At 71.4% G+C, this 24,280-nt stretch carries 24 protein-coding genes; 16 read left to right on the forward strand and 8 right to left on the reverse strand.

Features of this window, described 5'->3' with window-relative positions; all coding sequences use genetic code 11:
- Positions 1 to 69 precede the first annotated feature (69 nt).
- Together AB0J97_RS09240 and AB0J97_RS09245 are read right to left on the reverse strand one after the other, a co-directional pair.
- Positions 70 to 1,386: a PTS transporter subunit EIIC gene (locus tag AB0J97_RS09240; RefSeq protein WP_364086435.1), complete on the reverse strand. Its 1,317-nt coding sequence runs from the start codon at positions 1,384 to 1,386 to the stop codon at positions 70 to 72.
- A gap of 69 nt (positions 1,387 to 1,455) precedes the next feature.
- Positions 1,456 to 2,196, reverse strand: a complete 741-nt coding sequence (locus tag AB0J97_RS09245; RefSeq protein ID WP_357703032.1) for a GntR family transcriptional regulator — start codon at positions 2,194 to 2,196, stop codon at positions 1,456 to 1,458.
- A gap of 176 nt (positions 2,197 to 2,372) precedes the next feature.
- On the opposite strand from AB0J97_RS09245, the gene AB0J97_RS09250 reads away from it, so the two are divergent.
- From AB0J97_RS09250 to AB0J97_RS09295, 10 genes are all read left to right on the forward strand, one after another.
- Positions 2,373 to 3,407, forward strand: coding sequence for an SIS domain-containing protein (locus AB0J97_RS09250; protein ID WP_364086438.1), 1,035 nt, complete (start codon positions 2,373 to 2,375; stop codon positions 3,405 to 3,407).
- 51 nt (positions 3,408 to 3,458) lie between these two features.
- A complete protein-coding gene (locus tag AB0J97_RS09255; RefSeq protein WP_125632338.1) occupies positions 3,459 to 3,695 on the forward strand; it encodes a PTS glucose/sucrose transporter subunit IIB in 237 nt (78 codons plus the stop codon).
- A 10-nt stretch (positions 3,696 to 3,705) separates the two neighbouring features.
- Positions 3,706 to 4,152: a PTS glucose transporter subunit IIA gene (locus AB0J97_RS09260; RefSeq protein WP_357703028.1), complete on the forward strand. Its 447-nt coding sequence runs from the start codon at positions 3,706 to 3,708 to the stop codon at positions 4,150 to 4,152.
- A 170-nt stretch (positions 4,153 to 4,322) separates the two neighbouring features.
- Entirely contained in the window at positions 4,323 to 4,586 is a 264-nt protein-coding gene (locus tag AB0J97_RS09265) for an HPr family phosphocarrier protein (protein WP_357703026.1), read from the forward strand.
- The gene (gene ptsP, locus AB0J97_RS09270; protein WP_364086441.1) at positions 4,583 to 6,247 is read left to right on the forward strand and encodes a phosphoenolpyruvate--protein phosphotransferase; all 1,665 of its coding nucleotides are present in this window, start codon (positions 4,583 to 4,585) and stop codon (positions 6,245 to 6,247) included. The genes AB0J97_RS09265 and ptsP overlap by 4 nt, the downstream gene beginning before the upstream one ends.
- Before the next feature lie 92 nt (positions 6,248 to 6,339).
- Complete coding sequence (locus AB0J97_RS09275; RefSeq protein ID WP_364086443.1) at positions 6,340 to 7,635, forward strand: glycoside hydrolase family 3 protein; 1,296 nt, start codon at positions 6,340 to 6,342, stop codon at positions 7,633 to 7,635.
- A gap of 59 nt (positions 7,636 to 7,694) precedes the next feature.
- Positions 7,695 to 8,342 carry an HAD family phosphatase gene (locus AB0J97_RS09280; RefSeq protein WP_357703020.1) on the forward strand — a complete coding sequence of 216 codons (648 nt, stop codon included), beginning with the start codon at positions 7,695 to 7,697 and terminating at the stop codon, positions 8,340 to 8,342.
- Between the two features lie 31 nt (positions 8,343 to 8,373).
- Positions 8,374 to 8,877, forward strand: a complete 504-nt coding sequence (locus AB0J97_RS09285; RefSeq protein WP_364086445.1) for a hypothetical protein — start codon at positions 8,374 to 8,376, stop codon at positions 8,875 to 8,877.
- Positions 8,878 to 8,889: 12 nt separating this feature from the next.
- The gene (locus AB0J97_RS09290) at positions 8,890 to 9,516 is read left to right on the forward strand and encodes an HAD hydrolase-like protein (protein WP_357703017.1); all 627 of its coding nucleotides are present in this window, start codon (positions 8,890 to 8,892) and stop codon (positions 9,514 to 9,516) included.
- Positions 9,517 to 9,610: 94 nt separating this feature from the next.
- Positions 9,611 to 10,318 carry a haloacid dehalogenase-like hydrolase gene (locus AB0J97_RS09295; protein WP_364086448.1) on the forward strand — a complete coding sequence of 236 codons (708 nt, stop codon included), beginning with the start codon at positions 9,611 to 9,613 and terminating at the stop codon, positions 10,316 to 10,318.
- A 43-nt stretch (positions 10,319 to 10,361) separates the two neighbouring features.
- Here AB0J97_RS09295 and AB0J97_RS09300 read toward each other — a convergent pair whose 3' ends face one another.
- Positions 10,362 to 11,969: a penicillin-binding transpeptidase domain-containing protein gene (locus tag AB0J97_RS09300; protein ID WP_364086451.1), complete on the reverse strand. Its 1,608-nt coding sequence runs from the start codon at positions 11,967 to 11,969 to the stop codon at positions 10,362 to 10,364.
- A gap of 86 nt (positions 11,970 to 12,055) precedes the next feature.
- Between AB0J97_RS09300 and AB0J97_RS09305 the strand changes: the two genes are divergently transcribed.
- Genes AB0J97_RS09305 through AB0J97_RS09315 form a run of 3 tightly spaced genes read left to right on the forward strand, consistent with a single transcriptional unit; the run spans position 12,056 to position 15,859 of the window.
- A complete protein-coding gene (locus AB0J97_RS09305) occupies positions 12,056 to 12,985 on the forward strand; it encodes a LysR substrate-binding domain-containing protein (RefSeq protein WP_364086453.1) in 930 nt (309 codons plus the stop codon).
- Positions 12,982 to 13,839, forward strand: coding sequence for a serine hydrolase (locus tag AB0J97_RS09310; RefSeq protein WP_357703009.1), 858 nt, complete (start codon positions 12,982 to 12,984; stop codon positions 13,837 to 13,839). Before AB0J97_RS09305 ends, AB0J97_RS09310 begins: the two co-directional genes overlap by 4 nt.
- Positions 13,840 to 13,897: 58 nt before the next feature.
- The gene (locus AB0J97_RS09315; RefSeq protein WP_357703007.1) at positions 13,898 to 15,859 is read left to right on the forward strand and encodes an acetoacetate--CoA ligase; all 1,962 of its coding nucleotides are present in this window, start codon (positions 13,898 to 13,900) and stop codon (positions 15,857 to 15,859) included.
- A 13-nt stretch (positions 15,860 to 15,872) separates the two neighbouring features.
- Here the strand turns inward: AB0J97_RS09315 and AB0J97_RS09320 are convergent, their stop codons facing one another.
- Complete coding sequence (locus AB0J97_RS09320) at positions 15,873 to 16,508, reverse strand: GNAT family protein (protein ID WP_364086458.1); 636 nt, start codon at positions 16,506 to 16,508, stop codon at positions 15,873 to 15,875.
- A 624-nt stretch (positions 16,509 to 17,132) separates the two neighbouring features.
- Between AB0J97_RS09320 and AB0J97_RS09325 the strand changes: the two genes are divergently transcribed.
- Positions 17,133 to 17,729 (forward strand): L,D-transpeptidase family protein, encoded by a 597-nt coding sequence (locus tag AB0J97_RS09325; protein ID WP_364086460.1) that lies wholly within the window; start codon positions 17,133 to 17,135, stop codon positions 17,727 to 17,729.
- A gap of 1 nt (position 17,730) precedes the next feature.
- On the opposite strand, the gene AB0J97_RS09330 is transcribed toward AB0J97_RS09325, so the two are convergent.
- The 4 genes from AB0J97_RS09330 to AB0J97_RS09345 form a co-directional block, all read right to left on the reverse strand.
- A complete protein-coding gene (locus tag AB0J97_RS09330) occupies positions 17,731 to 19,245 on the reverse strand; it encodes an FAD-binding oxidoreductase (RefSeq protein WP_364086462.1) in 1,515 nt (504 codons plus the stop codon).
- Positions 19,246 to 19,331: 86 nt separating this feature from the next.
- On the reverse strand, positions 19,332 to 20,939 hold the full coding sequence (locus tag AB0J97_RS09335) for an NADH-ubiquinone oxidoreductase-F iron-sulfur binding region domain-containing protein (RefSeq protein WP_357702999.1): 1,608 nt from the start codon (positions 20,937 to 20,939) through the stop codon (positions 19,332 to 19,334).
- Between the two features lie 31 nt (positions 20,940 to 20,970).
- Complete coding sequence (locus AB0J97_RS09340; protein ID WP_364086464.1) at positions 20,971 to 21,801, reverse strand: hypothetical protein; 831 nt, start codon at positions 21,799 to 21,801, stop codon at positions 20,971 to 20,973.
- Positions 21,802 to 21,856: 55 nt separating this feature from the next.
- Positions 21,857 to 23,305, reverse strand: a complete 1,449-nt coding sequence (locus AB0J97_RS09345) for a DUF1996 domain-containing protein (RefSeq protein WP_364086466.1) — start codon at positions 23,303 to 23,305, stop codon at positions 21,857 to 21,859.
- Positions 23,306 to 23,505: 200 nt separating this feature from the next.
- On the opposite strand from AB0J97_RS09345, the gene AB0J97_RS09350 reads away from it, so the two are divergent.
- Positions 23,506 to 24,060: a sigma-70 family RNA polymerase sigma factor gene (locus tag AB0J97_RS09350; RefSeq protein ID WP_364086468.1), complete on the forward strand. Its 555-nt coding sequence runs from the start codon at positions 23,506 to 23,508 to the stop codon at positions 24,058 to 24,060.
- Complete coding sequence (locus AB0J97_RS09355; RefSeq protein ID WP_357702991.1) at positions 24,060 to 24,257, forward strand: zf-HC2 domain-containing protein; 198 nt, start codon at positions 24,060 to 24,062, stop codon at positions 24,255 to 24,257. The genes AB0J97_RS09350 and AB0J97_RS09355 overlap by 1 nt, the downstream gene beginning before the upstream one ends.
- Positions 24,258 to 24,280 lie beyond the last annotated feature (23 nt).

A 24,280-nucleotide genomic window follows, 5' to 3' on the forward strand; every position in this document is an offset into this window, starting at 1 on the left:
CCCGCTCGGTGGTCCGTCAGCGGGGGAATGCCAGGTTCCTACCACGGCGGGAGAGGCGGAAAACGGGCGCTAGGTCTCGCCGGAGTCGAGGTCGGGCTCGGGTTCTCGGCCCGGTGTCATGATGTCGAACCTGCGGATGAGGAACGTGAACACGACGTAGTAGACGACGCCGTAGATCAGGCCGAGCAGCAGGATGCCCGGAAGGTTCTGGGTGTTGGACTTGCTCACGTTCAGCAGCATGTCCAGCAGGCCCGCGGAGAAGCCGAAGCCGAGCTGCCCGCCGATGAGCGTGGTGAGCGCCATCGCCAGCCCGGTCAGGATGGCGTGCGCGACCAGCAGCGCGGGCGCGACGAAGATGAACGCGAACTCGATCGGCTCGGTGATGCCGGTGACGAACGAGGCCAGCCCCGCCGAGAGCATGATGCCGCCCACCGTGGCCCGGCGGTGCGGGGGCGCGGCCCGCCACATGGCCAGGGCGGCGGCCGGCAGGGCGAACATCATGACGGGGAAGAAGCCGGCCATGAACTGGCCGGAGTGCGGGGCGCCGCCGAAGTAGCAGTTCCAGTCGCCGCCCAGCACGTGACCGCCCACCTCGCACTGCGGCACGACGTACCAGACGACCGAGTTCACGAAGTGGTGCAGGCCGAGCGGGATGAGCAGGCGGTTGATCAGGCCGTAGATGCCGGTGCCGATGGGACCGATGGCGGCCAGGGCCTCGCCGGCGTGGCGGATCCACTCGCCGAGGACCGGCCAGAGCCAGCCGAACAGCACGCCGAGCAGCAGCGCGACGATGGAGGTGATGATCGGTACGAATCGGCGTCCGCCGAAGAACGCCAGCCACGACGGCAGCTTGATCCGGTGGAAGCGCTGCCACAGCAGCGCGGTGACCAGGCCCATCACGATGCCGCCGAGCACCTTGGTGGGGTTCTGCATGCCGTAGTTGATGACTTCTTTGATGCCCTCGTCCTGGACCTGGCGCATGGCCACGGTGTCCCGGATGTCGGAGCCGAAGAACATCACCTTGGTCACCCGGTCGAACACCAGGTAGCCGACGACGGCCGCCAGTGCCGTGCTGCCGTCGGCCTTGCGGGCGAAGCCGATGGCCACGCCCACCGCGAACAGCAGCGGCAGGTTCTGGAACAGCGCGTCCCCGGCCGCGGCCAGCACCGCGGCGACCTGGCTCATCCACGCGAACCCCGGGACGTCGGCCAGGCCGCCGGAGGCCGGGCCGTTGGAGCCCAGCATGTCGGGCTGGCCGAACCGGGAGAGCAGCGCGGCCGCGGGCAGGGCCGCGATGGGCAGCATCAGCGAGCGGCCCAGCCTCTGGAGCACGTTCATCACGCGTGCGAGCGGCGAAGGCCGGGCGGCGGCGGTGGTCTCGTTCACCGGGCGTTCCTCCGGGGGGTGGGAGTGGGGCGTCCGCCGGGCCGGCCGTCCGGGCCCGGCGGAGTGGCCCTAGCCCCGTCTAACGGGCATTTCGAGTATGGTCCGCAGCTGATAGCGGTCAGCGCGGTAGGTGGACACGCCGAGCTCCGCGCAGACGCCGCCGGAGAAGGACCTGCGCTGGAGCAGCAGCACGGCGCCGCCGCGCGGGAGCTTCAGCAGGTCGGCGTCGCTCGGGTCGGCGATGCCGCCGTCGATGGTGAGCTCGCCGGCGTCCATGACCAGGCCGTAGCGGCTCTCCAGCAGCTCATACAGCGATTTGTCGGACAAGTCGTAATCGGCCAGGTCGGGGGCGAGCTTGACCGGGATGTGTGCCCGCTCGATGGACAGCGGCTCACCGTCGGCCGTACGCAGGCGTTCGATGAAGTGCACTTCCTCACCCGGCTGGATCCCCAGCTCCTTGGCCAGGTGGGCGCTGGCCCGCACGATGCGACGGTCGAGGTCGCGCGAGCCCGGGATCATGCCGCGCGCCCTCATGTCGTCGGTGAACGACGTGAGCTGCAACGCCAGCTCGATCTTGGGCCTGGCCACGAACGTGCCCTTGCCCGGCACGCGGTGCAGGCGTCCCTCGGAGACCAGGTGGTCGACGGCCTGCCGTACGGTCATCCTGGACAGGCCGAACCGCTGGCAGAGCTCCCGCTCGGACGGGATGGCGGCGCCGATGCTGAGCTCGTTGCTGTCAATGAGGTCCAGCAGGATCTCGCGAAGCTGGAAGTACTTGGGCACCGGGCTATCCGGATCGATGTGCGCCACGGATCCTCCCCTCGATCGGCAAAGAAGAAATCTGGGACTGGTGGTGCGGCAGTCTATGGGCAGATTTCTTGTTTGGTGGTCATGGGCTATGGTTCGTACTGGTCTAGTCCGGACTAGACCACATGTCGCGAAAGACGGTCAAGTGCGAACCGTATGAATCGAGGGATGAGCTCAGGATGACCACCAAGATGCGCAGTGAGATCGCCGAGCAGCCGGAGGCGCTGCGGGCCACGCTCGACGCCCTGCTCCCCAGGGTCGGCGAGGTGAAGGCGGTGGGCGAGCAGACTCGCCAGCTGCTGTTCATCGCGCGTGGAACCTCCGACAACGCCGCAGTCTACGGCCGCTACCTGGTCGAGTCCCACGCGGGACGGATGGGCGCGCTGGCCGCGCCGTCCATCGCGACGACCTACAAGCGCAAGGTCGACCTGGACGGCGTGCTGGCCGTCGCGATCTCGCAGTCGGGCCGTACGGAGGAGATCGTCGAGACCCTGGCCTGGGCCAAGGACTGCGGCGCGAAGACGGTCGGCATCACCAACGGCGGCGAGGACAGCCCACTCGCCCAGGCGGCCGACGTCGCGCTGTGCACGCTGGCCGGCGAGGAGAAGGCCGTCCCGGCGACGAAGACGTACACCACGCAGCTCGCCGCGCTGGCCGTGCTGGCGCTGGGCCTGGGCGCCGACGTGGACGCCGGGGACCTGCGGCGGGTGCCCGAGGCGGTCGAGAAGCTGATCGCCGAGCCGGGCGACCTGGACGCGGTCGTCGAAGGGCTGCTGGACAAGCCGGGCGTGGTCGTGTCCGGACGCGGGCTCGCCTTCTCCACGGCCCTGGAGACCGCGCTCAAGCTCAAGGAGGCCTGCTACCTGCACGCCATGGGCCTGTCCTACGCCGACCTGCTGCACGGCCCGATCGCCGTGGTCGACGCCGACACCCCGGCGCTGCTGGTGGCCTCGGAGAACAGCCCCACGCTGTCCGGCACGGTGGCCCTGGCCGAGCGGGTCGTGGCGGCGGGCGCGGCGGCGTACACGATCGGCGGCGGCGACGCGCTCGCGCAGGCCGGCACGGCCGCGCTGAACGGCCCCGACCTGCCCGAATGGGTGGCGCCGATGGGCCTGATCATCCCCGGCCAGCTCCTCACCGAAGCGCTGGCCCGGCGCCTCGGCATCGACCCCGACTCGCCGCGCGGACTCAACAAGGTCACGCAGACGGACTGAGCGAGGCGCCTCGTTTAGCCTGGTCAAGGAGTTGGAACGAGGGAGGACCGGATGGCGGCGGATGTGAATGCGATCATCGCCGGTCTCGGCGGTGCCGACAACATCATCGAGATCGAACCCTGCATCACCCGGTTGCGCACCGAAGTGCACGACGCGTCCAAGGTCGACCAGGCCGCCCTCAGGGCGGCGGGGGCGCACGGCGTGATGGCCGCGGGCAACGTGGTCCAGGTCGTCGTGGGGCCCGAGGCGGACACGATCGCCAGCGACATCGAGGACATCATCGGCTAAGGGCGAGACCATGACGACTGTTCTCGCCCCGGTCGAGGGGGCGGCTGTGGGGTTGGCCGCCGTGCCCGATCCGGTCTTCTCCGCGGGCATGGTGGGACCGGGAACGGCGATCGACCCGTTGCGGGGGCCAGGCAAGGCCGTGGCCCCCATAGCGGGAAAGATCATGAAACTGCATCCGCATGCCTACGTCATCGTGGGGGACGACGGCAGGGGCGTGCTGGTGCACCTGGGCATCGACACGGTCCAGCTCAAGGGGAAGGGCTTCCGGCTGCTGGCGGCCGAGGGCGACAGGGTCAGCGCGGGGCAGCCCGTCGTGGCGTGGGACCCGTCCGCCGTCGAGGCGGGCGGACGGTCCCCGGTCTGCCCGGTCGTGGCCCTCGACGCCCCCTCGGAGTCGGTGACCGGCATCGTCCAGGGGGCGGTGCACGTGGGGGACGAGCTGTTCACATGGATGTAGCGGCCGTCGGCGCGGTCCCCGAGATCGCCGTACGGGCACGGTCGTACCGGCAGAAGACGTCACAATAGGCGTGCCCCCAGCCATACCGGGCACCGGCCCGACCGCGAGCGGCCGGCCGCCATTCAAGCAGGGGTCCAGCTGGTCTGGACCGGGTAGAGAAGGAGAGGCTCATGGGTGAGCGCAAGGTCACGGTCGCGGCGGAGGTGGGTCTGCACGCCCGTCCCGCGGCGACGTTCGTGAAACGGGCCCAGCTGGCCCCGATGGACATCAGCGTGGCCAAGGCCAGCGGCGGAGGGGCGCCGGTCAACGGCAAGAGCATCCTCGCCATCATGGCGCTCGACGTCCGGCAGGGCGAGACCGTCGTGATCAGCGCCGAGGGCGACGGCTCCGAGGAGATCCTGGACGAACTGGCCACGATCGCCGGAGCGCCATGAACCTGCGGGGGGTTGGGGTCAGCCCGGGCATCGGGCACGGCCCCGCGTACGTTCTGACCGCCTCTGTGCCCGAACCCCCCGAGGGCAGCACCTACACCGGTGAGGCGGAACAGGAGAAGGAGCGGGCGACGGCCGCGCTCTCACGGGTCGCGGGCGAGCTTGAGGCCCGCGGCAACCAGGCGGGCGGCGAGGCCGAGGAGATCCTCAAGGCGCAGGCGCTGATGGCCGAGGACCCCGGGCTGGTGGTGAAGGTCAGGACCCTCATCGACCGGGGTCTCGCCGCTCCGCGGGCGGTCTTCGAGGCGTTCACCAAATACCGGGACGTGCTCAGCGGGGCCGGCGGATACCTGGGCGAGCGGGCCGCCGACCTCGACGACATCAGGGACCGGGTGATCGCCCTGCTGACCGGGCACCCGATGCCGGGGCTGCCGGTGGCGCCCGAGGAGCCGTACGTGCTGGTCGCGGTCGATCTGGCGCCCGCCGACACGGCGTTGTTGTCCCGGCGGCACGTGGCCGGGTTCGTCACCGAGCAGGGCGGGCCCACGAGCCACACCGCGATCATGGCACGGGCGATGGGCGTACCCGCCGTGGTCGCCTGCCCCGGGGCGACCGGCATCCCCGGCGGCGTCCGGGTGCTGGTGGACGGCACGACGGGCGAGGTGAGCCTGGAGCCGTCCGACGACCACGTGGCCGGGGCGCGCGACGCGGCGGCGGCGAAGCAGGCGGCGATCAGCGCGGCCAAGGGGCCGGGCCGGACCGCCGACGGGCACGCGGTGCCGCTGCTGGCCAACGTCGCCGGCCCGGCCGAGCTGACGGAGGCGGTGGCCGCCGGGGCGGAGGGCGTCGGGCTCTACCGGACCGAGTTCCTCTTCCTCGACCGCGCCGACGCCCCGGCCGTCGAGGAGCAGCGGCGGGCCTACCGCGCGGCGTTGGAGGCCGTGCCCGGCGGGACCGTGGTCGTGCGCACGCTCGACGCGGGCGCCGACAAGCCGCTGCGGTTCCTGCCCGCCCCCGCCGAGCCGAACCCGGCGCTGGGCGAGCGCGGGCTGCGCCTGTTCAGGCGGTTCCCCGAGGTGATGGACGCGCAGTTGCGCGCGCTGGCCGCGGCGGCCGAGGACGCGCCGGCCGAGCTGCTGGTGATGGCGCCCATGGTGGCTACGGCCGAGGAGGCCGAATGGTTCGCCGACGCCTGCCGGGCGCGCGGGCTGTCCAAGGTGGGTGTCATGATCGAGATCCCGTCCGCGGCGCTGCGGGCCGGGCAACTGGCCGGGATGGTGGACTTCGTCTCGCTCGGCACCAACGACCTGGCCCAGTACGCCTTCGCCGCCGACCGCCAGCTCGGCACGGTGAGCGGGCTCCAGGACCCGTGGCAGCCGGCGCTGCTCGACCTGATCGCCATGTCCTGCGGCCACGGCAAGCCGGTGGGCGTCTGCGGTGAGGCGGCCGCCGATCCCGCTCTGGCGTGCGTGCTGGTCGGGCTCGGGGCGACCACGCTGTCGATGGGGGCGGGGGCTCTGGGGGCCGTACGGGCCGCGCTGGCCGCGCACACGCTGGAGCAGTGCAGGCTGGCGGCGCGCAACGCGCGGGCCCAGGTCACGGCCGCGAACGCGCGCGCGGTGGCGCGCACGCACCTGCCCGGGCTCGCGGCGCTGGGGGTGTGAACGGGGCGTTTTGGGGCTGCGGGCCTCGGACGGGCCTCGGACGGGCCTCGGACGGGCCTCGGACGGGCCTCGGCATGGATACCTTGGAAGGCATGTTCAGACGGATCGGCCCGGCAGGGCTCCTGGTGTTGGCGCTGACCGCGTGCGGCGGCGGGGGTGGCGCCCCGGCGAGTGCGGCCCCGGCGAGCGACGGGGCCACCACCCCCGCGGGGAGCACGACACCACAGAGCCCGCCCCAGGCCGAGGCCGACCCGGTGCTGCGGGCCCTGCGGCGGATGACCCTGGAGGAGAAGGTCGGCCAGCTCTTCATGCCCGTCCTGTACGGCACCGCCGCCGACACCGTCTCCGGCGAGAACCAGGCCCGCTACGGCGCCCAGACCCCGGCCAAGGTGATCGCCCGCTACCACCTGGGCGGCGTGATCCTCTTCCCGGCGAACGTCAAGTCCACCGCCCAGGTCGTCAAGCTCACCAACGGCCTCCAGGAGGCGTCGAAGAAGGTCCCGCTGCTGGTCGGCACCGACCAGGAGAACGGCCTGGTGTCCCGCATGTCCGCGCTGATGACCGACTTCCCGGGCGCGGCCGAGATCGGCGCCACCAAGGACCCGGCGATGTCCAGGGCCGTGGCCAGGGCGACCGGCGAGGAGCTGCGGGCGCTCGGGGTCAACCTCGACTTCGCGCCCGTCGCCGACGTCAACATCAACCCGAGGAACCCGGTCATCGGCAGGCGGGCCTACGGGAACGACCCGTCCGCGGTGGCGAAGATGGTCGCGGCGGCGGTCAAGGGCTTCGGCGACGCCAAGGTGGCGTCCACGGCCAAGCACTTCCCGGGCCACGGCGACACCTCCGTCGACAGCCACACCGGCCTGCCGGTGATCAAGCACACCATGGCCCAGTGGGAGCGGATCGACGCGCCGCCGTTCAGGGCCGCCGTCGGCGCCGGGGTCGACGCCGTGATGAGCGCCCACATCGTCTTCCCCAAGCTCGACCCGTCGGGTGACCCGGCGACGCTGTCCAAGCCCATCCTGACCGGCCTGCTGCGGCAGAAGCTCGGCTTCAAGGGCGTGATCTCCACCGACGCGCTCAACATGGAGGGCGTGCGCAAGAAGTACGGCGACGGCGAGGTGGCCGTGCGCGCGGTGCTGGCCGGGGCCGACCTGCTGCTCATGCCGTACGACCTGGGCAAGGCGTACCAGGCGGTGCTGGGGGCGGTGAAGTCGGGGCGCGTCTCGGAGGACCGCCTCGACCAGTCGGTCGTCCGGCTGCTCAGGCTCAAGCAGAAGAGGGGGCTGCTGTCCGCGGCGCCCGTCGCGTCGGCGCAGGAGGCGGCCGGTGTGCTGCGGTCGCCCGAGCACCGCAAGCTGGCCGCCGAGGTGCGGGCCGCGGGGTAGGCGCGAAAGCCGATTCGCGGGGTTCTATCCTAGAACCGGATTCGAGCGAGGAGGCGGTCGTGGTCGCAGGGGTGCTCATCGACTGGGGTGGCGTGCTCACGACCAGCCTGACCGACTCCATCGCCCGGTGGCTGGCGGCCGACCGGATCGACGCCGAGCACTACCGTTCGGTGATGCGCGAGCTGGTCGACCATGCCTACCAGGGCGGCGAGGGCCAGAACGTCGTGCACGCGCTCGAACGCGGCGAGCTCGACGGCCCGGCCTTCGAGCGCGACCTGGCCGCCCGGCTGCTCACCGTCGACGGCGTGCCGCCGGTGGCCGAGGGGCTGCTGGAGCGCATGTTCGCGCAGTTCGAACGGGTCGACGCCATGTACGACATGCTCCGCGACGTACGGAAAAATGGGGTTAAGACGTGTTTGTTGTCTAACTCCTGGTCGAACACCTACCCCCGCCACGAATGGGACGGCCTCTTCGACGCGGTCGTGATCTCCGGCGAGGTCGGCATGCGCAAACCCGAGGAACGCATCTTCCGACACGCCCTCGACCAGGTCGGACTGCCCGGCGAGCAGTGCGTCTTCATCGACGACATCGAGGCCAACATCCTGGCCGCCCGCGCGCTCGGCATCACCGGAATCCACCACCGTGACGCCGACACGACCCTCACAGAGCTGGAGTCCGTTCTCCGGCTCACGCTGCGACGGGCATGATGGTGCCCTTGCGATTTCGGAAAGGTTCGTGATGCGCGTCTATCTGCCGTGCACCCTCCCCGCCCTCGCCCGCGCGGTCGAGGCAGGGGAACTGGGGCCGGCCCCCCTGACCGGTTACGCGGTGACCCCCGCGCTGACCGAGTGGTACGCCTCGGGCGACACCGAGGAACTGGAGTACGTCGCGCTGACCGAGGCGGCCCGCGCCTCGCTGCGCATGCTGGCCGCCGACGGCGTGGCCGCCGGGCCCAGGCGGGTGGTGGTCGCCGCCGAGGTGCCCGACGGCTCGGTCTCGGCCGGCGTCGGCCTGGAGGAGCGGGCCCGCGTGCGGCTCGCCGCGGCCGTCCCGATGGCGAAGGTGGCCGCGGTGCACATCGACGACCATGACGCCGCCGCCGACATCGAGGCCGCCGTCGAGGCGCTGCCCGCCTCCGACGACGGCGACGACGACGCCCGGTTCACGGTCGACGGCGCGGAGGCCCATGAGCTCATGTGGTATGCCACCCAGGAGATCCCGGACCTGCTGCGTTCAGAATAAGCTTGATGGGACATGACAAAACACATCATCTGGGATTGGAACGGGACGCTCTTTCACGACGTCGAGGCCGTCGTAGGTGCCACCAACGCCCTCTTCAAGCCGTACGCGCTGCCCGAACTGACCGCCGACGGGTTCCGCGCGGTCTACACCCGCCCCATCTGGGTCGCCTACGAGCGCCTGCTCGGCAGGCCGCTCGCCGAGGGGGAGTGGGAACTGCTGGACGACGGGTTCCATGAGCACTACTTCAGGCTGAGCGCCGCCTGCGGCCTGGCCCCCGACGCCGAGGTGGTGCTCGGCGGCTGGGCCGGCACCCAGTCGCTGTGCTCGATGGCCCCCCACGCCCATCTGGTGCCGATCGTCGAGTCCTTCGGCATCACCCGGCACTTCACCCGGGTCGACGGGCTGGTCGGGAGCACGGGGGGCGAGAAGGCCGTGCACATGACCACGCACATCCAGGCCCTCGACGTCGATCCCGGCGAGATCCTGGTGATCGGCGACAGCGTCGACGACGGGCTCGCCGCGCGGCACGTGGGTGCGCGGGCGGTGCTCTACACCGGCGGCATGACCTCGCGGGCCGAGCTGGAGGGCACCGGCCTGCCCGTGGTGGACACGCTCGCCCAGGCGCTCCAGTACGCCTGAGGGGCATGCCGGATCCGCCTCGGGGGAAGCCCCCGGGCGGGCGGCGGCCGTACCCTTGCCGGTAACCCCTCAGGAGGTCGCCATCAACCGCCTTGTGCTCTGGAACGTCGATCTCACCCTGGTCGACGTCGCCATCGTGACCCGGGACGCCTACGCCGAGGCGTTCCGCGCCGTGACCGGCCGGCCGCTGGTCAAGCTCGTGCCGCCGCTGGGCCGCCCCGACTCCGAGATCGTCTTCGAGACGCTGGCCGTCAACGGGATCCAGGCCGAGGACGACCACCTGCCCCGGTTCCTGGCCGCGCTCGCCCTCGCCTTCGCCGACCGGCGCGGCCGGCTGGCCAAGGAGGGCCGGATGATGCCGGGCGCCAAGAGCGCGCTGAAGACGGTGGCCCGGCTCGACGGCGTCGTGCAGTCGGTGCTGACCGGCACGATCAAGGGCAACGCCGTGCACAAGCTCAAGGCGTTCGGGCTGGACAAGTACGTCGACTTCGAGCTCGGCGGCTACGGCGAGGAGGTCTACCCCAAGGCGACGCTGCTGCAGGTCGCCCAGGGGAGGGCCAAGCAGCGGCTGGGCACGCCGTTCACGGCGGCCAACACGGTCGTGATCGGCGACTCCACGCGTGACGTGCAGGCGGCCAGGATCGGCGGGGCCGCCGTGATCGGGGTCGCCTCCGGGCGGTCCACGGCCGCCGAGCTGCGGGAGGCGGGCGCCGACCTGGTGCTGCCGGACCTGTCCGACGCCTCGGAGGTGGTGGCCGCCGTGAACGGCCTGACCTCCCCCCTGGACCGCAAGGCCGGCTGACCCGCCTGCTCCGCCCTGCCGACCTACGCCCCCGTGCGGTGGATCAGGGCAGGGCGGTGAGGAAACGGGCCGCGACGGGGGCCGCCACGGCCGAGCCGGCGCCGCCGCCCTCCACGACCACCGCGAACGCCACGTCCCCCTTGTAGCCGATGAACCACGAGTGCGCGGGCGGCTCCTTGCCCGAGCCGTATTCGGCCGTCCCGGTCTTGCCCGCGGTGCCCGCGGGGAAGTGCGCGGCCTTGGCGGTGCCGTCCGTGACGACGGCGGGCATGAGCTTGCGCAGGGCGGAGACCACGCCGCGCTCCAGCGGGCGCGGGCGGTCGTCGGAGACCATCCCCTTGGGCACGATCCGCGGCGGGATCCAGGCGCCCGAGGCGATGGCGGCGGCGACGGAGGCCATGTTGAGCGGGCTGGCCAGCACCCGGCCCTGGCCGATGGAGGCCGAGGCGAGGTCGGTGTCGTCCTTGGGGTCGGGGAACTCGGCCCGCACGGCGGGCACGCCCGGGTTGATCGCGGTGCCGAAGCCGAAGCTCCTGGCCACCTCGGCCAGCCTGCCGCCGTTCAGCTCGGCCACGCTCATCTCGCCGAACGTGGTGTTGCACGAGTGCGCGAAGGCGTCCTGGAAGGAGAGCGTGCCGTAGTCCTTGAAGCCGGCGTTGTGGAAGGGGAAGCCGCCGATGTTCTTCTCGGCCGGGCAGGTGACCGTCTTGGCGGGCTCGACCCCGTCCGCGACCAGCGCCGAGGCCGTGACGACCTTGAACGTCGAGCCGGGCGGATACTTGCCCAGCAGCGCCCGGTTGAAGCCGCCGGGCTTGTTGACGACGGCCAGCATCTCGCCGGTCGAGGCGCGCAACGCCACCAGCGAGGCCGGCTTGGTCACGCCTTCGAGCGCCGCGGCCCCCGCCTCGTGCACCTTCAGGTCGATCGTGGTGGTGAGCGGCTCGGTGCCGCCCGGTTTGACCAGCGTCTCGACCAGCTCGTCGCCCTTGTAGAGGCCGATGATGGAGTCGCCGCTCCCGTTGAAGCGGTCGGGGTAGGTCTGCTTGATGCCCTCCACCAGTTGCTGCACCGAGCCGGGGGCGTCCGCGCCGCCGATCTCGGTGCCGTCGGCGGCCCGGACGCTCACCGCGTCGCGCTTCTGGGCGACCAGGCGCAGCGAGAGGCCCTTCTTGAGCTGGGGATGGAGGACGGCCGGGGTCCAGGCGACCTTCCACGCGCCGTCCTGCTCGACCACCTTGAGCCGGCTGCTGTACTTCCAGTCCCGGCGGCCTTGCAGGTTGACGTTGAAGCCCAGGTAGCCGTCGTCGTCCGGGCCGTCGTCGGCGAAGGGGCCGGTCGACCGGGAGCGGGAGAAGGTGGCCTGCTCGACCTTGAGGTCGGTGCTGAAACGCCGGTGCCAGGCCTCGAAGTCGGTGGGCGGGTCGGCGACGAGCCGGCGCATCTTCGCATAGTCCTTGACGGACCAGGCCGAGAGGTATTCGTCGGTCGTCTGCTCGGGTGAGCCTTCCGTCCGCAACAGCCAGATGGTGGCCCCCGCCGCCACTACCAGCACGAGAAGGACTGCCAGGACCAGCGGCCACCTGCGCCGCCGTCGGCGGCGCGGCTCCTCCGGCCGAAGTCGCCCGTACAGGGCCCCCGTTTGTGATGCCATGGCCTGAGGACACCAGACAGTGAGACGTCCCGTCCAATATTGATATGACGGCTACATAGATATAAATCTGGATATAGTGGCTGGTCATGGACCTGGTCCGGCATCTCCGCTACTTCGTCGTGGTGGCGGAGGAACTGCACTTCGGGAACGCCGCGATCCGCCTCGGCATGGCCCAGCCGCCGCTCAGCCAGCGCATCAAGCGCCTGGAGGAGGAGCTCGGCGTGCCGCTCTTCGACCGGTCCGCCCGCCAGGTGCGCCTGACCGAGGCCGGGCGGCTGCTGCTCGGCGAGTCCCGGGAGATCGTGGCCAGGGTCGAGCGGCTGCGCGAGCTGGCCCGCCACGGCGACGGCGGCGTGCTCAAGATCGGGGTCCCGCCCGACCTGGCCGCCTCCGTGATCGCCGCCCTGGTCGCGGGCTTCCGGGCGGCGAATCCGGACGTACGGCTCGTCCCCGCCGAGATCTGGACGGCCCACCAGGTGTCCGCGCTGGCCGAGGGCACGATCGACGTCGGGCTCGTCCGCCATCCGGTCGCCGCCCCCGGCCTGGACTTCGGCCAGGTGCTCGTGCAGCCCCAGGGCGTGCTGCTGGCCGGGGACGACCCGCTGGCCGAGGCCGGCGAGGTGCACCTGACCGAGCTGGCCGGGCGCGAGCTGCTGATGCCGCCCAAGGAGGGCGAGCCGGGCTGGCACGCAGAGACGCTGGCCGAGTGCCGCCGGCACGGCTACGTCCCCGCCCAGGTGCACCAGGGCGCCGGGCTCGGCCTGGTGCTCGCGGGCCAGGCGGTGGCGTTCGGGCCGAAGGCGGACGTCCCTGGGCTGGCGTGGCGGCCGCTGCTAGGCTCGCCGATCGCGTGCCGGGTCTCCACCGCCTGGCGAACGGCGACGGGCACGAGGAAGGACTGGGTGGCCGAGTTCTCGGCCGTTGCCGTACGCACGTTGAAGGAGAGCGCCGGGATGACCGACGAGGGCGCCGCGCCCGCGCGGCGGATCAGCCGGAGGCCGGGGATGCTGGCATGAGCGATCCCGACTACGCGGCGCTGTTCCGGATGGCCGGGGTCACCGGCTGGCTGCACGCCTGCGACATCGACTCAGGGCGGGAGGCCGGGCACGACGCCGACGAGCCGGTGCCCCTGGCGTCGGTGTTCAAGCTGCCGCTGCTGGTGGAGTTCTGCCGGCAGGCCGACGCCGGGCTGCTGGACGCGACGGCCCCGACGACCGTCACGGCCGACCGGCGGGTCTCGGGGCCCACGGGCCTGTCGGCCATGCTCGACGACGTGACGATGTCGCTGCGCGACCTGGCGTACCTGATGATGGCGGTGAGCGACAACACCTCCGCCGACGTGCTGCTCGACCGGGTGGGCATGGAGGCGGTCAACACCATGCTGGACGCCTTCGGCCTCGACGGCACCCGGCTGCGGCAGAGCGGCCGGGCCCTGTTCGAGTCCATGGAGCTGGACACCGGCCACGGGTGGCCGTACCTGGATCCCGACGACATCTCCCGCCTGCGGGTGCTCGACCCGGCGCGGACGAACCGCAGCACCCCCCGCGAGATGACCCGCCTGCTCTCCATGATCTGGCGGGACGAGGCCGCCACGCCGGAGTCCTGCTCCTGGATGCGCGCCGTGCTCAACATGCAGGTGTGGCCCCACCGGCTGGCCTCGGGCTTCCCGTACGACGACGTCGAGGTCGGCGGCAAGACCGGGTCGCTGCCGACGCTGCGCACCGAGGTCGGCGTGGTCGAGTACCCCGACGGCGGCCGGTACGCGGTGGCGGTGTTCACCCGCTCGTCCAGCACGGCGGTCATCCAGCCGCGCGCCGACGCGGTGATCGGCACGGCGGCGCGTATGGCGGTGGACCACCTGAGGAGGTAGCAAGTTATGTGGGAGGTCAGGTATGACTTTCCACCTACCGGGCGACAGGATGGGGCACATGGTTGCTGAAGGTGCGCTTCTCTGGGAGCCGACCGACGAGGTCGTGGCCGCCGCCAAGCTGACCCGCTACCTGGAGTGGCTGGGACGGTCCGGAGCGAGCTACGAGGAGGTGTGGCAGTGGTCCGTCGACCGTCCTGAGGACTTCTGGACGTCGGTCTGGGACTACTTCGACGTCATCGGGGAGCGCGGTGACGGGCCGGTGCTGTCGGGCGAGATGCCCGGCGCGACCTGGTTCGCGGGAGCCTCGGTCAACTACGCCGAGAACGCGCTGCGGCGTACCGAGGGCACCGCCCTGGTCTTCGTCTCCGAGGACGGCGCCCGCCAGGAGCTGACGTACGCCGAGCTGCGCGACGAGGTGGCCCGCGTCCGCGCCGGCCTGGCCCGGCTCGGCGTCACCAGGGGCGACCGCGTGGCCGGCTATCTGCCGAACATCCCGCAGGCCCTGATCGCCTTCCTCGCCACCGCCTCGCTCGGCGCGATCTGGTCGGCCGGCTCGCCCGACTTCGGGGTGCCGAGCATCGTCGACCGGTTCAAGCAGATCGAGCCCAAGGTGCTCATCGCGGTCGACGGCTACCGCTACAACGGCAAGACCTACGACCGCTCCGACGCCGTCAACGAGATCGCCGCCGAGCTGCCCACGCTGCGCGCCACGGTCTGGATCCCCTACCTGTCGGCGGCCGGCGACGGCCGCGCCCCCCAGCAGGCCGAGCCCGGTGCCGCGCACACGCGTTCGGTGCCGCACGGCGAGGTGATCGGCTGGGAGGGGCTGCGGGCCGAGGCGGGGCCGCTGGAGTTCGACCGGGTGCCGTTCGGCCACCCGCTGTGGATCCTCTACTCCAGCGGCACGACCGGGCTGCCCAAGCCGATCGTGCACGGGCACGGCGGCGTGCTGCTCGAACACCTCAAGTCGCTCGCCTTCCACCAGGACCTGGGCGAGGAGGACGTGTTCTTCTGGTACACCACCACGGGCTGGATGATGTGGAACTACCTCATCGGCGCCCTGCTGGTGGGGGCCACGCCGGTGCTCTACGACGGCTCGGCCACGCATCCCTCGTCCGCCGCGCTCTGGCGGATCGCCGCCCAGGAGCAGGTGACGTACTTCGGGGTGGGGGCGCCGTACATCATGGCCTCGCTGAAGGAGGGGATCCGGCCGACCGGGCTGGAGCGGCTGCGCGGCATCGGCTCGACGGGCTCGCCGCTGCCGCCCGAGGGGTTCGAGTGGGTCGCCGCCGAGCTGCCCGGTACGCCGATCGGGTCGTTCTCCGGCGGCACCGACGTGTGCACCGGGTTCGTCGGGGCCACGATGCTGCACCCGATCAGGGCGGGGATCATCCCGTGCCGGTCGCTGGGGGCGAAGGTGGAGTCGTACGATCCCAAGGGCGAGCCGGTGGTCGGCGAGGTGGGCGAGCTGGTGCTGACCCGGCCGATGCCCTCGATGCCGGTGATGTTCTGGAACGACCCCGACGGGCGGCGCTACTTCGAGAGCTACTTCGACGTCTACCCCGGCGTGTGGCGGCACGGCGACTGGATCAAGATCAACGAGGACGGCGGCTGCGTCATCTACGGCCGCTCCGACTCGACACTCAACCGCGGCGGCGTGCGCATGGGCACCAGCGAGTTCTACCGGGTCGTGGAGCGGTTCGACGAGATCGCCGACAGCCTGGTGATCGACACCGGCCAGCTCGGCCAGGAGGGCCGCCTGCTGCTCTACGTCACCCTCGCCGAGGGCGCCGAGTTCGGCGAGCAGCTCGAACGCGCCCTGTGCGCGGCCCTTCGCCAGGAGCTGTCGCCCCGGCACGTGCCGAACGAGATCCGCGTCGTGCCCGGCATCCCCCGGACGCTGTCCGGCAAGAAGCTGGAGGTGCCCGTACGCAAGATCCTGCTCGGCACGCCCGTCGAGGAGGCGGCCAACCCCGACGCCATGGCGAACCCGGAGGTGTTGCGGCACTTCAGGCCGTAGCGACGGCGGATGCTCAGGGCTCCAGGCCGAACAGGGGCAGGCAGGCGTCCAGGTGGTGGATCTCGATGTCGGGCGACGGCGACCAGTCCTCGCGGGCCATGCGGAAGCGCCGGGTGACGACCGGCTCGCCCTTGCGCGCGTGCACGGTGACGCCGTCGTCGCGGTAGCCGAGCTTCCTCGTCACCGCCAGCGAGGCGTGGTTGTCCTCGAACGCCTCCGTCACGGCGTGCCGCGCGCCGAGCCCGGCGAAGGCGAAGTGCAGGACGGCCCTGCGCATCTCCGTGCCGATGCCGAGGCCCTGGAAGCGCCGCCCCAGCCAGGAGCCCGTCTTGACCTGCCGGGCCACGGGGAAGCTCGTCGCGGTGATGCCCTGGGTGCCGACCACCTGGCCCTCGTGCACCGCGACCAGTTCCACCGACCAGTCGTCGGCGGTGAACTCGGCCCAGCTCCTGAAGTGGTACTGGACCGTACGGCGTACCCGCTCGGCCGGGGCCGCCTCGGACCACGGGCGCAGGAACGGCATGAAGCCGGCGTCGTGGACACCCTCGGCCGCCCGGTCGGCCAGTTCGTCGAGGTCGTCGAGGGTGGGGTGCCGCAGTTCCAGTCGCGGCGTGGTGATGGAGAGCTCGAAGAGCGGCCAGTTACGCATATCTCGGCATACTTCCACCCGTGCTGACGCTCGCGCGACTCGTTTTTTGCCTGCCCCCGATTTTCTCCGGAAAGGTTTTGCCGAACGGTGTGCGTTCCGGGCTTCGGCTTGGCTAAGGTTGGGGCTGTTCGGAGGGGTGAACAGAGGTCCGGGTGGGTGAACGCGCAGCTCACTCCCCGGCCTCTGGAGGAAAGGCGGATGCGTCCATGGCGCATCCGCCTTTTCTTGGTCGCCCCCTTCTCTGCTTGCCCAAGACGCCGCTAAAGCTTTGACTTTGTTGTCGCATAAAAGCGATATGCCGGTTTTTAGTGTGATTTACCAGTGTCGTGAATTGTTGGTGATCTGGGTAGGCGTTGACCTATGATCACAAAGGTTCGGAGAGCGGTTGTTTTTGCCGCTCTCGGGTGTGGTGGGCTTCCCTTCCTGGCCGGTGCGCCCGCCGTGGCGGACACGGCTGTGCCCGGCACCGCTGGGCCCGGCGCGACTGGGCCCGACACGACCGGGCCCGACACGACTGGGCCTGGCACTACCGGGCGCGACACGGCCGGGCGCGACACGGCCGGGCGCGACACGGCCGGGCGCGGCACTACTGGGCGTGGCACGACCGGGCCTGGCACGGAGGTCGTGCTGCGGCCGGGCGACCGCGGCGAGACCGTCAGACGCCTCCAGGAGCGGCTGCACCGGAACGGCTACTACTACGGCAGGATCAACGGCGTCTACGACGAGCAGACCAAGTTCGGCGTGTGGGCCTTCCAGAAGCACCGGCACCTGCGTCCCCAGGGCGCGGTTGGACCAGAGGTGTGGCGGGCCTTCGACCGTCCGGTGCGGATGAAGCCGCTGGTCCCGAACGGCGAGGCCGACCGGGTCGAGATCAACCTGCGCTACCAGCTCCTCGTCGTCTACCGTCACCGCCGCCCGGCGCTCGTCTCGCACGTCTCGACGGGCGCTCGGGTCAGCTACTGCGAGAACGGCCACTGCGGCAACGCGATCACCCCGACCGGCGACTTCCACGTCACCAGCCGCGCGCCGGGCTGGACCGAGGGGCCGCTGGGCACGATGTACGACTCCCTCTACTTCGTCGGGGGCATCGCCATGCACGGCTCGTCCAAGGTGCCGCTGCGGCCCGCCTCGCACGGGTGCGTCCGGCTGCCGCTGCCCACCTCGAAGCGGCTGTTCGACATGGTGAAGATCGGCGAGCCCGTCTACGTGCGGGAGAAGTAGGTCAGATGCCCTGCGGCAGGCGGAACAGCCGGTCGGGGTCGTAGGTCGACTTCACCTCGGCCAGGCGGGCGGCGTTGGGGCCGTAGTAGGCGCCGCGCCAGCCGGTCAGGTCGGGATCGATGTAGTTCACGTAGGCGTGCTCGCCGAAGTGGGGGGTCATCTCGCCGTGCAGCCCGCGCAGCCATGTCCGGTCCGTGCCCTCCGCGTAGTACTGCACGCTGTAGAGCGCGGCCCGGTGCGGGAACGCCGTGGCGGCCGGCTTCACCCGGCCCACCGCGCCGCCGAGCGCGTCCAGCAACACGGAGTGCCGTCCGCCGCGCGCCACCCCGTCCACCAGCCTCCGGACGCCGTCGGCCGGGAGCTTGGCGTAGGCCAGGTGCGACTTGGCGGCGAACGCCTCCCTCGGCGTCCGGCGGCACTGCTCCACCGACCGCGAGGCGCATCCCGCCATGATCATCATCGCCTCCCGGTACGACGTGGTCCGCACGGACCTCGACGACGGCGTGCCGATCCGCGCGACCAGCGGGGCGAGCAGGCGGTCCAGTGACGCCTTCGGGCCCTCGTACGTGCCGACGACGAGCACGTCCAGGCCGCGTTCCGCGCGCGTCAGGTGCAGCGACGACCACAGCTCGTCCGGCGCGGACGGGCCCCACGACTGCCAGGCGCGCACCGCGGCCCCCGCCTTCGACCACGGCCAGTGCAGGAAGAACACGGTGAGGTCGCGCGTGGCGTGGGTGCGGAAGGTGAAGGAGACCGCGATGCCGACGTTGCCGCCGCCACCGCCGCGGCAGGCCCAGTAGAGGCCGGAGTGGTGGGTGGCGTCCGCGGTCAGCAGGCGGCCGTCGGCCGTGACCACGCGGACGGACTCCAGGGTGTCGCAGGTGAGCCCGTACTTCCTCGACACCACGCCGAGGCCGCCGCCCAGCGTCAGCCCGGCGATCCCGACCGTGGGGCACGAGCCCGCCGGGATGCTCACGCCGTGCCGGGCCAGCCGGTCGTAGACGTCGATCAGCTTGGCGCCCGCCCCGACCGTGGCCCGGCCGGAGGCGTAGGAGACCGCGTTCATCCGGGACACGTCGATCACCAGGCCGGTGCCGGTGGACCAGCCCGCGTAGGAGTGGCCGCCGGAGCGGGCGGTGACCGCGACGCCGGTCGCGCGCGCGAACGCCAGGCACGCCGAGACGTCCGCCGGGCTCGCGCAGTACGCCACGCCGCCCGGCCTGATCCGGTCGTAGGCCGGGTTGAACAGGCGGCGGGCGCTGTCGTACCCGGAGTCGCCGGGCAGCACCAGCGTGCCGGCGAGCTGCCTGCGCAGCCGCGCCCAGTCCGGCGGCGGCGCCGACCGCCCCGCGCCGGCCGCCCCGACGCCGAACACCTCAGCGCCGGACACCTCAGCGCCGGACAATCCGAAGCCGGACGTTCGCGCACCGGTGGCCGGTGCGCCGGGCGTCCTCGCGTCGGCGGCGAGTGCCAGCGGCGCGAGCGCGGTGAGGCGGAGAAAGTCGCGGCGGTCCATGGTCGTCCCCCGTCGGTCGTGTCGAACCGATCGATGAGACGCGTGGATCTCCGGACAAGTTGGTCACAACTCCATCACTGCAAAAATCACCCCGCCGTCCCTCCGAATCCAAAGATGTTCTGACCGGCCCCCACCCGCGTCAGCCCCGGGGCCTTCCTCAACACGCCGTCCTTGACCAGCCGAAGCGGCGACATGGGCGGTTTCGGCCCGTCCCCGTTCGTCTGGGCGATGCGCAACGCCAGCGCCGGGCACATCTCGACCGCCCGCCGCGCGTCCTTGACCATCCATCCCGGCACGTTCCTGAACGACGGGAACCCGTAGTCGTCCAGGTCCACGAACTCCGGCAGCAGGTGCGCGCACAGTCCGTGCCCCTGGCAGCGGGTCCAGTCCACCTCCAGCCGGTACTCGGGCTCCACCTCGGGCTCGGGCATCGGCAGCACGCCGCGCACCGGCCGGCCGCACGAGCCGTGCTCCAGGTGGAGCGCGATCTCGCTCTCGAACGCGTCCAGCGCCGACAGCACGAACTTGGCCGTGCCGTCCGGGTGGAAGCACGCGCCACGCCGCTCGACGGCCCGCACGCACCGGCGTACGGCGTCCACGGAGCCCGTGCCCTCGGCGATCGCGCACAGCGCCCGCGCCACGTCGGGCAACCCCAGGCGGCAGGGACCGCACTGCCCGGCCGACTCGGCGGCCAGGTACGATGCCACCCTGGCCGCCTCGCCCAGGGGACAGGTGGCGTCGCCGAGCGGCACGATGATCCCGGCCCCCAGCGTGGCCCCGGCCAGCTTCATGCCCTCCCGCGAGATCACCGCGGACCTGGCCACCTCGGCCGACAGCCACGCGCCGTGGTAGCCGCCGACCAGCACGCCGTCCCCGGCCTCGGCCTCGCACAGCGCGAGGACGTCGGCCAGCAGGACGCCGGTCGGCGCCTCGATCACCGCGCCGTTGGCCGCGCCGCCGCTCACCGTGAGCAGGATCGTGCCGGGCTCCTTGCTGGTGCCCACCTCGGCGTACTTCTCGGGGCCGTACTCGGCCAGCAGCGCGAACTGCGCGTAGGTCTCGGTGTTGGACAGCAGGGTCGGCAGCCCGTCCACGCCGCTCGTCGCGGCCCGCCGCTTCCTTCCCGGCGGGATGGCCTCCTCACCGTTCACGCCGCGGACGAGCGCACCGCCCTCCCCGCTGATGAACCTCTCCGCCAGCCCGACCACCCGGATCGGGATGCGGCTCTCCGAACCGCCCGACACGTTCGCGGCCCGGCGTTCGGCCACTGCGGCCGACACGGACGACTCGGCCACCTCGCCCGCGACGGTGGCCACGACCACCTCTCGGGCGCCCAGGGCCTCCGCCGCCAGGATGGCGCCGTCCAGCACGAGGTGCGGGTTGCGGGTGAGCAGCATGGCGTCCTTGGAGCTGGCCGGCTCGCCCTCGGCGCCGTTGACCAGCACCACGCTCTCGCCGGTGCCCGCCGCGTCCGCCACGGCCCGCAGCTTGCGCCCGAACGGGAAGGCGGCGCCGCCCCGTCCGCGCATGTCCACCTCGTTCACCATGGAGATGAGCTCGGCCAGCTCGCGCGGGCGCGGTTCGCCGTGCAGCGTCCGGTGCGCGGGCAGGTCGAGCCGCCGGCAGTGATCGAGCCCGGCGGTCAGCCGCGCCGGACCCATCCGCAGCACGCGCGGCACCCGGTGCGGGATCACGACCGGCTCCCTGAGGTCACACGGCGCGGGCTCATCCGGCCTCCCGGTACCTGCGTCGCGCGTCGGCCAGGCTCACCAGCGCGTCTGCCGGCGCCCCGGCGGTGGCCGCCGCCGCTGCCGCCGTGGCACGCGGCCGCTCGACGGGCACGTCCGCCGCGACCCCGGCCGTCACGACGGGCGCCTCGACCCTCTCCGGTACGACGGGCGGCCTGCGCAACGTGGCCAGCACGCGCACGACCAGCGCCGAACCGACCGCGGCCAGGCACGCCACGTACGACCAGGCCACCCAGCCGGCCGGCGAGCGGCCCGCCGTCAGCCCGTGCATGATCGCGATGGGCCAGGCCAGGTAGGCGGCCGAGTGCAGCAGCCGCCACAACCACGGCGTGCCGCGTACGGCGAAGCGGCCTCGGAGCATGCCCGTGACCACCGCCACGATCATGAGGTCGAAGGCGAGCGCGCCGAACCCCACGTAGAGCCCGGCGACCGGCACGACCGCGGCCCCCGGCGGCGCGTGTCCCAGGCCGACCATGAGGACGATGTGCGTGACCAGGTAGGCCAGGCCGATGAGGGCGGTGGCCCGGTGCGCGAGCTGCGCCCTGACCCGGTTGGGCGGGGACAGGAACACGCGTTCGGTGGTGAGCAGGCCGAGCGCGACCGTCGCGGTCAGCAGCACCAGGGCGAACACGCCCGCGTAGAACTCTAGGAAACTGACTCCCCGGCCGAGCAGCGCGACGCCGCGTTCGGTCCTGGCCAGCGCGAACACCGACAACAGGACGGCGGTCAACGAGGCGCTCGCCCCCAGCCGGACGTTCCTTGTGTCCAGCTTTGTGGGGGCGTGCCGGGGGTGTCGTCTGTGGAGCATCTGTTTCCCTCCAAGGTCGGGTGAGGGTACGACTCGGAAGGCTGATGGGGACGTGTCAGCAGCGGCGCCCCCGGTTGATGCACGAGACGACGAACTGCATCAGCCGATCGGGCATGACGTTGGCGAAATCCGCGTGGTCGGTAACCGGGTTGTGCTTCTGTTCAGGGAACGCGTCCACGGCGAACGACGGACCCTGTGGAACTGTGTAGGCGAGGATCATGCGCAGTTGCGGAATCGCCCTGGTGCCTTGCGGACAAGCGCCGTTCTGCCCGGGGAAGCCCACGTGCGTGCGGTGATTGGCGCTGTCGGTGTTCTGACCGTCCCAGCAGCTGGGGAAATCCAGAATACGAAGAACCTGACTTCCGCGCGGGCAAAGCGGATATTTATCGGGACTTATGCGATTTGTGAATCCTGTGCAGGTCCAGCGGGCCCGCGCGTTGGCCGCGCCGTTCGTCCCGGCCTTGGCGTCGCCGGTGATCAGCCGTAGGAACCTCGGCATCGCGACGACCCTGGAGGTCGCGTTGCCCCGGAACTGCAGGGTCACCGCACGGGCGCGGATCACCTGGCCCACGTTGCCGTCGGGGTCCTGGGCGTTCGCGTCCACTTTACGGTCACGGAGAACCGGCCAGAAGTAAGTGGATTTATCCCCTGCGCGGCAGGTGGTGTCGGCGGCGGCCAGGCTCTCGTCGGTGGAGAAGCCGTCCGTGGACAGGTTGCCCACATAGTCGTGGAGGTGGTGGGCGCCGTTGCTCACGCCGGGGGCCACGATGAAATTGTCGGGGTTGTTGTGGCCATTGCGATTGGTGCCGCATTGAGCGACGAATGTGCCGCGTGAGCCGTTCCTGCCGATGCCGGCGTCGAGCCTCAGAGGCTGCACCTGGCGGATGTCCACGAAGTCCTCGACGAACGGGCCCAGATTCCGACAGTCGTCGTCCTGGGTGGCCGTGGGGGAGGGGGAGGCGGTCCTGGTCGGCCGTCCGCGCTGGTCCGACGACTGGTCGCCGGGGTCCTGCGGGTCCTGGGGATTCTGGGGGTCCTGGGGGTTCTGCGGGTCCTGAGGGTTCTGGGGGTCCTGGGAGTTCTGGTCGGGGTTCTGGGGTGCCTCCGGGGTGGGGGTCCGGGGCGAGCGGTTGCGTCTGAACAGGCCGGTGGACTCCTCCGGATCCGGCGACTGCGCGGGGTCGCGCAGCCCGATCCCGCCGCCCTGCACCTGCTGGTCGGGCGCCTGCTGATCAGGGGCCTGCTGGTCGGGGAACTGCTGGTCGGGCGCTTGCTGGTCCGGCGCCTGCTGGTCGGGGGCCTGCTGGTCCGGCGCCTGCTGGTCAGGGACCTGCTGGTCGGGGGCGCGGTCGCCCTGGCGACGGGCGTTCTCCTGGCTGGCCTGGGCCGGGTCGCAGAGGTCGGCCCGCGCCGGCACCACCCCGATGACGGCGGCGGACACCAGGCTCCCCGCCGCCACGGCAAGAGCGGACATGGCCGCGGCCATGCGCCCAGTTCTCCTCATGGTTGTCTCCTCGTTTCGACCGCCTCGGCGGCGGCGGGCGGCCACCACGGAGCCGCCGGGCATGAGGGTCTCGCCGCACGAAGCCGTTGCATGGTGGGAGGTACGCGGGCTTACACCATCAGGTTCAGCCATGACCGGAGATAGTTAGAAATAACTGGAGTTATCGGAGTGGCTGCCGGACGCATAACGAAGGTGTAAAGATGTGCCCCGTGCTAGGTCACCTCGACGGCAGGTTCGAGAGTGCGGATGCCGAGGCGGAACATCGCATCGCGGTGCTCTACCAGGAGTTCGGCGGCCCTCTGCTGCGCCACGTACGCAAATCGACTGGTAACGATCTGCAATGGGCTGAGGACGTCGTACAGGAGACGCTGGTCAGGGCCTGGCGTAACTCGGCAAGACTGCAATGGGAACCAAGCCTTTTATGGGCGTGGCTGCTGACAGTGGCCCGCCGCATCGTTATCGATGGACGTCGACGGAAGAGCGCCCGGCCTCACGAGGTCGAGCCGCCCGAGGTCGACCAGATGTCAGTGCCGGACGGCTCCGAGCGCGCCCTCTCGGCGATCGTGGTCGCCGACGCGCTGCGCAGCCTGTCCGACGAACACCGCGAAGTCATTGAGCAGACCTACCTCCGAGACCGTACGATAAGTGAGGCGGCGGAGATTCTGGGGATACCGCCGGGCACGGTGAAGTCCCGGCTCTACTACGGGATCCGGGCTCTCCGCGAACAGCTGCGGGACAAGGGGGTAGCCGGCTGATGCACGACGGGGTGGCCGCCTACGCCCTCGGTGTCCTCGACGATGAGGAGCACGAGGCGTTCGAGCGCCACCTCGACGCATGCGAGCGGTGTCAGGCCGAGCTCGTGGAGCTGGCCGAGCTTCCCGACCGGCTCGACGACCTCAAGAACGTCCCCTCGGCCTCCGGCGATGATCCCCCCATGTCGATGTCACGTTGACGTCTATGCCCTTTTCGGGTGAT

Origin of the sequence: Nonomuraea sp. NPDC049607, assembly GCF_040675375.1 — a bacterium.
In the GTDB taxonomy this organism is placed as follows: Bacteria; Actinomycetota; Actinomycetes; order Streptosporangiales; family Streptosporangiaceae; genus Nonomuraea.

Bases quoted from the DNA above. Each gene is read 5' to 3' on its own strand.
- AB0J97_RS09250 (WP_364086438.1), top strand. From the start codon at position 2,373: ATGACCACCAAGATGCGCAGTGAGATCGCCGAGCAGCCGGAGGCGCTG.
- AB0J97_RS09255 (WP_125632338.1), top strand. From the start codon at position 3,459: ATGGCGGCGGATGTGAATGCGATCATCGCCGGTCTCGGCGGTGCCGAC.
- AB0J97_RS09260 (WP_357703028.1), top strand. From the start codon at position 3,706: ATGACGACTGTTCTCGCCCCGGTCGAGGGGGCGGCTGTGGGGTTGGCC.
- AB0J97_RS09265 (WP_357703026.1), top strand. From the start codon at position 4,323: ATGGGTGAGCGCAAGGTCACGGTCGCGGCGGAGGTGGGTCTGCACGCC.
- ptsP (WP_364086441.1), top strand. From the start codon at position 4,583: ATGAACCTGCGGGGGGTTGGGGTCAGCCCGGGCATCGGGCACGGCCCC.
- AB0J97_RS09275 (WP_364086443.1), top strand. From the start codon at position 6,340: ATGTTCAGACGGATCGGCCCGGCAGGGCTCCTGGTGTTGGCGCTGACC.
- AB0J97_RS09285 (WP_364086445.1), top strand. From the start codon at position 8,374: ATGCGCGTCTATCTGCCGTGCACCCTCCCCGCCCTCGCCCGCGCGGTC.
- AB0J97_RS09290 (WP_357703017.1), top strand. From the start codon at position 8,890: ATGACAAAACACATCATCTGGGATTGGAACGGGACGCTCTTTCACGAC.
- AB0J97_RS09300 (WP_364086451.1), bottom strand. From the start codon at position 11,969: ATGGCATCACAAACGGGGGCCCTGTACGGGCGACTTCGGCCGGAGGAG.
- AB0J97_RS09305 (WP_364086453.1), top strand. From the start codon at position 12,056: ATGGACCTGGTCCGGCATCTCCGCTACTTCGTCGTGGTGGCGGAGGAA.
- AB0J97_RS09310 (WP_357703009.1), top strand. From the start codon at position 12,982: ATGAGCGATCCCGACTACGCGGCGCTGTTCCGGATGGCCGGGGTCACC.
- AB0J97_RS09315 (WP_357703007.1), top strand. From the start codon at position 13,898: ATGGTTGCTGAAGGTGCGCTTCTCTGGGAGCCGACCGACGAGGTCGTG.
- AB0J97_RS09320 (WP_364086458.1), bottom strand. From the start codon at position 16,508: ATGCGTAACTGGCCGCTCTTCGAGCTCTCCATCACCACGCCGCGACTG.
- AB0J97_RS09330 (WP_364086462.1), bottom strand. From the start codon at position 19,245: ATGGACCGCCGCGACTTTCTCCGCCTCACCGCGCTCGCGCCGCTGGCA.
- AB0J97_RS09340 (WP_364086464.1), bottom strand. From the start codon at position 21,801: ATGCTCCACAGACGACACCCCCGGCACGCCCCCACAAAGCTGGACACA.
- AB0J97_RS09345 (WP_364086466.1), bottom strand. From the start codon at position 23,305: ATGAGGAGAACTGGGCGCATGGCCGCGGCCATGTCCGCTCTTGCCGTG.
- AB0J97_RS09350 (WP_364086468.1), top strand. From the start codon at position 23,506: ATGTGCCCCGTGCTAGGTCACCTCGACGGCAGGTTCGAGAGTGCGGAT.
- AB0J97_RS09355 (WP_357702991.1), top strand. From the start codon at position 24,060: ATGCACGACGGGGTGGCCGCCTACGCCCTCGGTGTCCTCGACGATGAG.